The sequence below is a fragment of the Photobacterium sp. NCIMB 13483 genome (assembly GCF_003025475.1).
Classification (GTDB): Bacteria; Pseudomonadota; Gammaproteobacteria; order Enterobacterales; family Vibrionaceae; genus Photobacterium; species Photobacterium piscicola.
The window spans coordinates 1-574 of the sequence record NZ_PYLV01000067.1 but is presented as its reverse complement, the minus strand read 5'-3'; the positions used below and the strand labels follow the sequence as shown (position 1 = coordinate 574).

The 574-nt window shown below is 45.1% G+C and carries 3 tRNA genes; all 3 read right to left on the bottom strand.

The window, feature by feature from the left end:
• Positions 1 to 256: 256 nt before the first annotated feature.
• The 3 genes from C9I86_RS19915 to C9I86_RS19905 all read right to left on the bottom strand — a co-directional run bounded on the left by C9I86_RS19915 (position 257) and on the right by C9I86_RS19905 (position 523).
• Positions 257 to 332 (bottom strand) — tRNA-Glu (locus C9I86_RS19915).
• A gap of 2 nt (positions 333 to 334) precedes the next feature.
• A tRNA-Ala gene (locus C9I86_RS19910) sits at positions 335 to 410 on the bottom strand.
• A 37-nt stretch (positions 411 to 447) separates the two neighbouring features.
• Positions 448 to 523: transfer RNA gene (locus tag C9I86_RS19905), tRNA-Val, on the bottom strand.
• Between the last annotated feature and the right edge of the window lie 51 nt (positions 524 to 574).

Below are 574 nucleotides of genomic sequence, written 5' to 3'. Positions count from 1 at the left end.
AAGGTTTGCGTTTAATACTCCGATCAAGAAAATATTAAACATTGGTTTTTCGCCGGACTCGATACAAGACACTTGAATGTGTGTTGTTTTGAGAACTCGTTTTTATTCAGAGAATAAAAACATTTTTTAAAATCAATCTTTCGATTAAATTTACTAGTCAGCTTTCCAGATTGTTAAAGAGCATGTGTCTATCTTTCGACGTCCACTTTTTAAAAGCACTTTACTCTCTTTACTTAAGAGAAATACGTTTAAAAAGTGGCGTCCCGTAGGGGAGTCGAACCCCTGTTACCGCCGTGAAAGGGCGGTGTCCTAGGCCTCTAGACGAACGGGACATTGGTGGAGCTATGCGGGATCGAACCGCAGACCTCCTGCGTGCAAGGCAGGCGCTCTCCCAGCTGAGCTATAACCCCAATATTTTACTTCAAAAGAAGTTCTCCGAAGAGAAGATGGTGGGCGATACCGGGCTCGAACCAGTGACCCCCTCCTTGTAAGGGAGGTGCTCTCCCAACTGAGCTAATCGCCCTCCGATTTTTTACATCTTCGAGGAGAAGATGGTGGGTCGTGCAGGATTCGA